4 protein-coding genes are annotated in these 10,286 nt (G+C 66.1%); 3 read left to right on the top strand and 1 reads right to left on the bottom strand.

Features of this window, described 5'->3' with window-relative positions:
• Positions 1-494: 494 nt before the first annotated feature.
• On the bottom strand, positions 495-731 hold the full coding sequence (locus tag Ade02nite_RS48095) for a hypothetical protein (RefSeq protein ID WP_203778159.1): 237 nt from the start codon (positions 729-731) through the stop codon (positions 495-497).
• A gap of 553 nt (positions 732-1,284) precedes the next feature.
• On the opposite strand from Ade02nite_RS48095, the gene Ade02nite_RS48090 reads away from it, so the two are divergent.
• The 3 genes from Ade02nite_RS48090 (at position 1,285) to pglX (ending at position 10,251) form a co-directional block, all read left to right on the top strand.
• A complete protein-coding gene (locus tag Ade02nite_RS48090; protein ID WP_203778158.1) occupies positions 1,285-2,028 on the top strand; it encodes a DUF3800 domain-containing protein in 744 nt (247 codons plus the stop codon).
• A 450-nt stretch (positions 2,029-2,478) separates the two neighbouring features.
• Complete coding sequence (pglW, locus tag Ade02nite_RS48085; protein WP_203778157.1) at positions 2,479-6,702, top strand: BREX system serine/threonine kinase PglW; 4,224 nt, start codon at positions 2,479-2,481, stop codon at positions 6,700-6,702.
• A gap of 3 nt (positions 6,703-6,705) precedes the next feature.
• The gene (gene pglX, locus Ade02nite_RS48080) at positions 6,706-10,251 is read left to right on the top strand and encodes a BREX-2 system adenine-specific DNA-methyltransferase PglX (RefSeq protein WP_203778156.1); all 3,546 of its coding nucleotides are present in this window, start codon (positions 6,706-6,708) and stop codon (positions 10,249-10,251) included.
• Positions 10,252-10,286 lie beyond the last annotated feature (35 nt).

The following is a 10,286-nucleotide window of genomic DNA, read 5'->3' as shown; positions in this document are numbered from 1 at the left end:
GACTTTGCTGGTCCGCTTGAATTCGTTGACCGCGCTGCGCGGAAACGCGAATCGCGATAACATCCTGCGTGGTCTGGGTTTGAACGAAACGCCAGCGGACAGGGCCGCGGGGAATGCGGCGCCGCAAAACGCGCCAGCGAAATAAGCGGCTCGCGGAGCGGCGCCGCGGACAGCGGCAACCTGATCCTTCGCGGATCCTGATTCACCGCACGGAATCGCCTCGCCGGAGGCCCTCGCACCACGATGGGTCTCCGGCGCGTCCGTGTGTGGGCCATGCGCGCGGTGATCTTCGGCTACTTCGGCACGCTGACCGACCCTGGCGCTGAGGAGTATCGCGAGCCCCTCGCGCACCGCACTGGCGAGCTGCTCGGCGGCTGCCGGCCTCGGGTCTGGGAGGCGCTGGCCGGGAGCTTCGGCGAGCGCACCATCGGGGTCCACGGCGGGGGACGGAGAGCACGCCGAGGGCGATGGCGCTTTCCTGCGGAGCGAACCCGTCATCCGCCTAGCTCCCCGTCGCGCTCGGGCATCACCGGAGCGGTCATGCCCGCCTCCGCAAGCCGCAGCATCACGCGCTCGGCATCCTGGCGGAACTCCGGCGGCCGGGGTTCCGGATCGGCCTGCTGAGCGACTGCGGTGCCGAGTTGGAGAGCAAGTTTGAGGGGACCCGTCTCGGTGAAGCCGCAGGTAGGGTCGTTGTGATGGGAGAAGCTGGAGGTGGCTGGCAGCGACACCTTTACTCGGCCGAGTATACTTTCCAGCGACCTGGAAAAACGTTTGTTAGCACGTCGCTGGGCCTCCTAAATGCTGTGGGTGAAGGGGTTGCAGGTTCAAATCCTGTTACGCCGACAGACTTTCCAGCCGCCGATGAGAACGCGAGTCCTCGGCTTTTTCTATGGACGCACATCGTTCGAGCAGTACTGTTTAGTGGATCTTGTGGTCGCGGGCGTGGTCACGGGCCACGGCTCGCCGTGGCCGCATTCAAGCCGTTAGCGGACATGACCATTCTTGGCCGTGACCTCCATGTCCGTTAGTTCGCTTTTGCACTCACCGCGCTTGGCCACTTCGCAGGTGCGACGGAGGACGGCTGCTGCCAGCGCGTGTCCGCTGATCCGCTCGTGCGAGGGGCCGCGGGTCTACGCCTTGCCGCGAGTGGTCCATTCCGATGGCTTCGGTCTACGGTGGGGGTCGACATTGGACTCGGCTGTCGTCTGCCCGGGCGACGTCCTTGGAGGAAGAGTGCTTACCGCTCGATCCGCGTCAGTACTCCTGCGGGGGTAGGACGCAGTGCTTCTCACCTACGTTGACGAGTCCTTTACTGATGACTGGTACACGATGGCGGCTCTGCTGCTCGACGGGCCGGCCGCGGCGGCGCTGACCGCGCAGTTTGATCAAGTTGCCGCGGACGCCGTACGTGCCTATGGCCTGCCCGCGGGTCCCGAAGTCGAATTGCACGGGCATGAGATCTTCCACGCAGCGAAGTCGTGGAAGGGCGTCCCACCTCGGGCGCGAATCGGCGTCTTCGACGACGTCGTGGAGGCGGTGGCGGCGCAGCCGGTTCGTATCATTGCTCGCGGCATGGACGTGATCGGCCAGAAAGCTCGGTACGCAGTCCCTGAGGCTCCGCACTCCGTGGTGTTGAAGCATCTCTTGGAACGGGTCGATGAATGCGCCACTGCGTTTGACGACTATGCGCTCGTGATCGCAGACGAGGTGGATGGTCAGGCGAAGCACCGTGCCGACTTCTTCACGTACAGGGAAGCCGGCACGAGTGGTTACCGAAACCGGCGGCTCACCCGTATCGTCGATACGTTGCATTTCGCGCCCAGCCAGGCAAGCAGACTCGTCCAGGCGGTCGACGTGGTGGCCTTCCTCTACCGCCGAACGTTCACGCACCAGGAAACCGACGCACGCGCGCGAAGGGCCAAGATCGGCATGTGGAAACGGCTGAAGCCGCGAGTGGTGCACCAGCTCTGCTGGTTTCCCGCGGTGAACGGGCAACAGCAGTCCTGGGGCCGTGACTTAGCGTAGATGCACGAAGGGCCCGCATTGGCTAGCGGGCCCTAAGGCAGTGCGGGCGGCCCGTAGGCCTTCCGCACCTCGACTGTAGCAGCGTCAGTCCTGCGGCGGCCATGGTCGCCTGGCGTGCCAGTCCCGACCAGGCGGAAGAGCTGAGTGGGGGTTACCCCCGACCTCATGGCGCGGATGCCTCTCCAACCGCCCGTCACTACTGGGCTCCGAAACCAAGTCCGATTGGCTCCGGCCGAGGGCAAGCTCCCCTGAGTGCCCGCTTGGCTGATCAGCTAAGTGTCTGGTTCGCCAAGGCCGATCGGGTCAGAGCACGCCAACGAACGTACATCTCTCATGGCGACGGCGACTTGCTGGTAGGACACGGGAACTCTCAGCAGGCAGGCGGCTATGCTGCTGCGGCCGGAGCGGTAGGTTCGGGGACAAACCAGGCCGGCGGGTAGGAGGCGAACGGTGGTAGCGGACGGGCAGGACCGGTGGATCGAGGTCTCGCCGTCACAGTTTCCGCACGAGGCCGAGGGCCTGGCGCTAATCCGAGCGATCATGCCGGACGAGACGCCGTTTCGCGCCTGGTCGAACTTCGAGTTCCGCGACTCGCGCGGCCGGTGGCATGAGGTCGACCTCCTTCTACTCGGCCGCAAGCAGCTGCACCTCATCGAGCTCAAGTACTACTCCGGCACACTTCGAGGCGACGATCAGCGCTGGGCTCGTGACGGCCGACGGCCGGAGGACTCGCCGCTCAAGCTGGCTCGGCGTAAAGCGCAGTACTTCGCCAGCAAGTTGAGGGAGGAGCTGCGGCTCTGGGCACAAGAGCAGAGTGTGCAGATTGCCGATGACCGCGACGTCGTTCCATTCGTACAGGAAGCGGTGTTTCTCCATCACCCCGACCTGAGGTGCCTGCTCAGCCCGTCGAGCACCATCAACCTGTACGGTCTCGACAATCGGGTCGCGGAAAGCCACCTCACCGGAATCTCCGAGCTTGTCCTCGAACCCGCGGGACGGCGGGCGATCGGCCCGAACCAGGAGCACATCCTGGTCAAGCTGCTGGAACGCATCGGCCTAGTGCAGCGACGCGAACGCGAAGCCGGCTCGTGGGTCATCAAGGACCAGGCCATCGACTCCGACGAGGGCTGGCAGGACTGGCTCGCCTACCACCGAGTGGTCCAGCAGGACCAGGCCCGCATCCGGTTCCGCGTGCTGTCGCCGACGGCGAGTCAGCAGGAGCGCGGCGCGGCCCGGCAGATCGCCGAACACGAGTTCCGCGTCATGTCTCGGCTGCAGCACGACGGGCTGCTGCGCCCGCGGGACCTGGTCGAGTCCGAGCTCGGCATCGGACTGGTCTACCCGTACGACCAGCAGTGGCAGCGGCTCGACCTGTGGCTGGCCGGTCAGGAGCAAGGCGTTTCGCTGGCCACGCAACTGTCGATGATCCGGCAGATCGGCGAGGCTTTGCAGTACGCCCACAACAACCGGGTCGTCCACCGTGGCCTGATCCCCCCGGCGGTCTGGGTGCGCCCGGTTCCCGGCACGCACAGCGACGTAAAGGTTCGGGTCGGTGACTGGCAGAGTTCCGGCAGCGTCCAGAGCGCTTCGGCGTCGAGCGGCACCGTCGAGGGCGTGACCTCGCTGGTCGGTGTCGCCCTAGCCGATCAAGGATCCGGCGCGGCCGAGGTGTTCGGCGCGCCGGAGGGCACCTGGAGCGCGGGCGCCGATCGCGTACGGCTGGATGTCTTCGGCCTGGGTGCCCTCACCTTTTACCTGTTGACCGGGCGGTCGCCGGCATCGAGCCGAGGAGCCCTGAAACAGCGGCTGCGCGAACAGCAGGGCCTCGACCTGGCCATCGAGTTGCCGCAGGTCCCGTCGACGCTGCGGTCGCTGGTGCTCAAGGCGACCGATCCGGCGCCCAGCCGGCGGACGGCCGACGTCACCACCTTCCTGTCCCAGCTCGCCGCGGCCGAACGTGACGCGACGATCGCGAGCGACGAGACCGACCCGCTCGAAGCCACCGCGCCCGGCACCGTCTTCGACGGGCGGTTCAAGCTGATCCGACGTCTCGGACAAGGCTCGACCGCGGTGGGTCTGCTCGTGCAGGACCTGCTCGCCGACGGCGAGACGGAGTGCGTACTCAAGGTCGCCCTCAACGATTCCGCCGCTGCCCGACTCGACGACGAGGTGGAGGCGCTGCGGCGGCTCGACGCTCCCCGCATCGTCAAGGTTCTTCCACCGGGACGGCTCGTCGTCGGGGGACGGCAGGCGCTGCTGCTCGAGAGCGCCGGCCCGGAGACTCTGACCGCAGCGCTGCGAGCACGCTCGCGGCTGTCGATCGACCTTCTGGACCGTTACGGCACCGACCTGCTCGACAGCCTCGTCGCCCTGGACAAAGCCGGAATCGATCACCGCGACATCAAGCCTTCCAACCTGGGCGTACGGGAGAGCCGCGGCGACCGTACGAAGCACCTGATCCTGTTCGACTTCTCTCTGACGCGCGCCGCAGCCTCCGCCACCCACGCCGGCACGCCGCCGTACCTCGACCCGTTCCTCACCGGCACGCGAGACCGGTACGACTCGGCCGCCGAACGGTACGCCGCCGCAGTCGTCCTGTTCGAGATGGCGACCGGCAGCGTGCCGGTCTACGGCGACGGCCAGGGCGATCCGGGAAGCATTCCCGACGAGGCGACCATCACGCCGGAGATGTTCGACCCTTCGCTGGCCGACGGCCTCGTCGCCTTCTTCCGCAAGGCGCTGGCCAGCGACGCCGGGGCGCGGCACCACACCGCCGAGGGCATGCGGACCGCCTGGCTGACGATCTTTGCGCAGGACGCCACGACGGAGCCGGATGAGACGTACGACCAGCTGGCGGCGCAGGCGACGCTGACCACGCCGTTGCGTTCGTCCGGCCTGACCGGCCGAGCGCTGTCGGCGCTGGAGCCGTACGCCGTCGAAACCGTCGGCGAGCTGCTGACCGTCGATCCGGTTCGACTGTCCCGCTTACAGGGTGTCAAGAACTCCACCCGCCTGCAGATCACCTCGCGTATCAAGGAGTGGAAAGCCAGGCTCGGCTCGGACGTCCGCCCGACGGTACGGACCGGTCCCACGCTGACTCCCGGGGCAGCCGCAGACCTCCTGCTGAGTGTCGTCGCCACACCGCGCTCGCCGTCCCGCGGCGGCGTCGTCCGCCTCGTCTTCGGAATCGACACGAAGCTCGACGCCTTTGCGACCCACGCCCAGCTGGGCGCGAACCTCGACGAGCCGGTGCAGCAAGCCCGCATCACGCAGGTTCTTGCGGCCCTGCAGGAACGATGGGCCGGCGACCAGGAAGCGCGTGCCCTGCTCGACCGGCTGGCCGCAGCGGTCTCCGCCCGCCTGACCGAGCTCGGCTCCGTCGCCACCGTCGCCGAACTGACCCGTACGGTCCTGGAAACGCTCGCGCCCGACAGCCACCCAGACGAACGCCTGGCCCGTGGCCTGCTCCGCTTCGCGCTCGAGCGCCGCAAAGCCATGAATAAGGCCGACGGGTCCCAGTCGGCTGTCTGGCTTCGCCGGCGCGGCGGCGTTGTCACGCTGCTGGCCGAGGATCAGACGTGGTGCGACGTCGCCGAGTCGCTGGCCGCCGAGGCCGACCGCCTGGTCAGCGCAACCGGCGACCCGGCGAACGGGGTCATCCCGGCTCAGCGGGTGCGGGCCCGGCTCGATGCCGCCGTCCCCATCGAAGAGGGTTGGCCGGCCGCGCTGCGCGAACCGCTGCGCCGCGTCACCCTGGCCGCGGCCGCCTCCACCCATGCAGCCGCGTCCGGCGCCGGCGACCTGCACCACCGCGACCTCACGACGGTCGCGGCGCTGGCCCAGACGTTCGCGGACTTCGGCGGTCAGCAGCTCACCCCGGACGAGATCCGCGAGCGCGTACGAGTTCGTTTCCCTGCCGTGTCGAGCCTTCCGCAGCGACCAGCCCTCGACAGCTTGGTCAACGACGCGGGTCTCGGCCTCACGTTCGACGACCGGCTACGCGTCTACCGGGCGTTACAGACCGGTGCGGCCACCACCGGGCTTGAATCCCGCTCGTCCACCAGCCTCGCCGCGACCACCTCCCCGGTGGGCGCCACGGGCGCGTTGGGTGCCCGGCTGGAGACGTCGATCGGAAGCCGGTCGTTCCTGGCCCTCGGTGTCCGAGCCGACCGTCAAGGCCGCCTGCTGGATGCCGTGGAAGCCCACTTCGGAGGGACGGTGGTCGACCTGACCGGCGCACTGCTAGACGCGCTGCGCTCGGCGGCGGCCGCGGCCAACATGCCATGGGACCTTGTACGGGCGGCCGATGCGGAACGGGAGTCGAGCCGTCCCCGCCGCGGCTTGGAGGAGCTGGTACGCCGGTCGTGGCCCGAGGTCGAGGCCACCGTCGAACGGGCGCTCGCCGCCGGCCGGGAGGACGCGCCGGTGCTGCTCACCGATGCTTCACCTCTGGCCCGGTACGACAACATGGCGCTGCTCACCCGCTGGACCGACCTGGCCGCCCCGCGCAGGCGTGCGGTGTGGCTGCTGGTGCCGCAGCTCAACGGCAACCACGGCCCGGTGGTCGACGGTCGACCGGTTCCGCTCGCCGCACCCAACCAGTTCGTCAACCTCGACAACGAGTGGATCGACAGTACGGCTGCCCTCAGCGCAGCTACCGAGAAGGAGCAGTAGGCAATGGCGGTCTCGACGGGGTTGACGGCAGCGCTCAAGAAGGTGGTCCTCGACCTGGAGGACGACCTCCGCGAACGCGTCGCCTCGCAGCCGGACGTGGCGAAGGCGTGGGACATCGAGTGGAAGCGCGCGGTAAGCCGCGAGCGGACGGCCATGTCCTGGCAGGAGTGGCGCGACGACCGCGTGACGCAGGCGGCGGTCGCGTGGGTGCTGACCACGGTCTTCGTACGCTTCTGCGAGGACAACCGCCTGCTCAAGCCGGTGTGGATCGCCGGACCGGCCGACCGCCGGCAGGAGGCGCTGGACGCGGAGCTCGCCTACTTCCGCGCCCACCCCGAGGACACCGATCGGGAATGGGTTCTCCAAGCAGTCGAGTATCTGCGAAACACGAAGGCGACCCAGGACCTGGTCGAATCGCACTCGCCGCTGTGGACGGTGTCGCCATCGGGTCAGGCGGCCAAGAAGCTGGTTGCCTTCTGGCGCGAGCGCACCGCAGACGGCGACCTCGTCTGGGACCTCGCCGATCCCGACCTGTCTACCCGCTTCCTTGGTGACCTTTACCAAGACCTTTCCGAGTATGCCAAGAAGACGTTCGCGCTGCTGCAGACGCCCGAGTTCGTCGAGGAGTTCATCCTCGACCAGACGATGGAGCCGGCACTCGCCGAGCGGCCGCTCGAAGGCTTCAAGCTCATCGACCCCACCTGCGGATCGGGCCACTTCCTGCTGGGTGCCTTCCGGCGGCTCAACGATCGCTGGGCCGCGCACGCGCCAGGTATGGAGGTCCAGGCGCGGGTACAAGAGACACTGAATGCCATCCATGGCGTCGACCTGAACCCGTTCGCCGTCGCCATCGCCCGCTTCCGTCTCATGCTCGCCGCGCTCCAGGCGGTCGACCTGCGATCTCTGGAGCAGGCTCCCGCATTCCAGTTCCACGTCGCGGCAGGTGACTCGTTGCTGCACGGGCGGACGCAGCTAGCGCTGGAATTGCCTGGCGTGGAGGACTACGACGCAGGTCTCAGCGGGTTCGCCTACTCGTCCGAGGATCTTGCAGCACTGCGTTCGATCCTGGAGCCGGGCAGGTACGACGTCGTGGTGGGTAACCCGCCATACATCACCGTCAAAGACAAAAAGCTGAACGCAGCCTACCGCGAGCTCTACCCGACGTGCAAGGGAACCTATGCCTTGACGGTCCCGTTCATGGAACGGTTCTTCCAGTTGGCAAGGGCGGGAGTCGGTGACCGTCCAGCCGGCTGGACAGGTCAGATTACGTCGAACTCCTTCATGAAACGCGAGTTCGGTTCCCGGCTGATTGAGGAATTTCTCAGCCGCCAGGATATGCGGCTGGTGGTCGACACCTCCGGCGCATTCATTCCAGGTCACGGGACGCCAACGCTCGTTCTGGTCGGTAGGCGGCAGGCTCCAGCTACCGACACGATCAAGGCCGTGCTGGGAATTCGTGGCGAGCCGGGTCAGCCGGAGGTTCCAGCGGATGGTCTTGTCTGGCAAGAGATTGTGTCGAACATCGGTAAGTCGGAATTCGATGGGGACTTCGTATCCATTGCGGGCTTGAAGCGCAAAGTATTTGCGAGGCATCCGTGGAGCTTGAGTGGCGGTGCTGCTGCAGGTTTGTCGGCTCAAATCGAGAACTCCTCACAGGCAAGTCTAGCCGCGAAGGTTGAGACGATCGGTCGCACGACTCACACCGGAAACGATGAGGCATTTTTCGTACCCGTCGAATCGGCAAGGGTTCTGCGGTTGGGACCCGATGTGGTTCCGGTTGTCCTCGGAGAGGAGGTTCGCGATTATGGCTTAACGCCTGCGAATGTCACGATTCTTCCTAATGATCAGGCCGGAAGTCCCAAACACCTGAGTTCTGCGGCGATGAGGCACCTTTGGCGCACTAGACGTTCGCTCGAGACTCAGCTCGATTTTGGTCTGACCAAGGTGGAGCGTGGTCTACGCTGGTTCGACCACTCCATGTTCTTCCCGCAGCGGTTTCAGCGGCCTCTTTCCATTGCCTTTGCTTTTGTGGCTACGCATAATCACTTTGTGTTGGATCGGGGTGGGAAGGTCTTCAACCGGTCGGCGCCGGTGATCAAGTTGCCGGAGGGGGCTACGGAGGACGATCACCTCGCGCTGCTCGGAGTGCTGAACTCCTCAACGGCCTGCTTCTGGCTCAAGCAGAACTGTCACAGTAAGGGCAGTCAATCTGGCACTGGCGGATTCATGCATGACGCCTGGGAAGAGTTCTATGAGTTTACGGGAACGACTCTGAAAGACTTCCCGCTTCCGGATAAGTTGCCAAATTCAAGGTCGCGGGTGCTTGACGATTGTGCTCGGAATCTCGCCGCCACATTTGATTCGACCATGGGCGCAGCCTCGGAACCTCCTTCTGAAACGAATGCTCAGGCTCTACGAGAAGCCATCACGGCGATGGAGGCTCGGCTGGCCGCTGAGCAGGAGGAATTGGACTGGGAAGTATATCGCTCGTTCGGGATTATCGAGGAAGATCTGAGCTTCGCGGAGGAAGCTCCGGGACTGCGGCTGGGCGAGCGGGCCTTCGAGATTGCACTTGCTCGCAAGGTTGCGTCGGGTACGGAGTCGACACAGTGGTTTGCCCGGCATGGGTCGATTCCGATCACGGAAATCCCAGCGCACTGGCCACAACAGTATCGTGAACTGGTGCAGCGACGGCTTGATCTGATCGAGTCGAACAAGTTCATCAACCTGCTGGAGCGTCCGGAGTACAAGCGCCGGTGGGCATCCGAGCCGTGGGAGAAGCGGGTTGAGAAGGCGTTGCGGGCGTGGCTGCTCGATCGTCTCGAGGCGCGCTCGTACTGGTTCGATGCGCAGGGGCGGCCGACCGCACGCTCTGTTGCTCAGCTTGCTGATGTCGTGACCCGCGACGCCGACGTTGTGTCCGTGCTTCAACTCTGGGATGGCCGTAAGGATCGGTCGGTTACGCAACAGCTCTCCGCGCTGCTCGAGACGGAGAGTGTGCCCTTCCTGGCTGCATACCGGCTGAAGGACTCGGGTCTTCGTAAGCGTGAGGCGTGGGAGCACACCTGGGAGCTGCAACGCCGCGAGGACAAAGGCGAAAAGGTCGGCGAGATTCCGGTGCCGCCGAAGTACACGACCGCGGACTTCCGGAAGCAGTCCTGGTGGCAGCATCGGGGCAAGCTCGACGTACCCAAGGAGCGGTTCATTCTCTATCCGGATGCCGGGCGGGAGACCGACCCGACTCAGTTGCTGGGATGGGCCGGCTGGGATCACGCGCAGCAGGCACTCGCGCTGAACGTAGTCATCGCCGAGCGCGAGGCCGAAGGCTGGACCGACGATAGGCTTGTGCCGCTGGTTGCCGGGCTCGCGGAGCTTCAGCCCTGGGTTCGGCAGTGGCACGACGAAACCGACGACACCTATCAGCTCAACCTGGCGGACTACCTGGACGAGCAGTTGCGCAGCCGTGCTCATCAGGTGGGAATGACGCCCGAACAGCTTGGTGCCTGGAGGCCGCCGGCGGCTGGGCGCGGGCGGCGGCCGAAGGGGTGACCGTCATGTTGACGCAGTTTGAGGAGAAGGCGTGA

The sequence above is a fragment of the Paractinoplanes deccanensis genome (assembly GCF_016862115.1).
GTDB classification, from domain to species: domain Bacteria; phylum Actinomycetota; class Actinomycetes; order Mycobacteriales; family Micromonosporaceae; genus Actinoplanes; species Actinoplanes deccanensis.
The sequence above is the reverse complement of the archived record's forward strand: the minus strand, read 5'-3'. Positions and strand labels throughout refer to the sequence as shown.

What these genes read in the sequence shown, in the direction of transcription:
- pglX (WP_203778156.1), top strand. Translation starts at nt 6,706, where the DNA reads ATGGCGGTCTCGACGGGGTTGACGGCAGCGCTCAAGAAGGTGGTCCTC.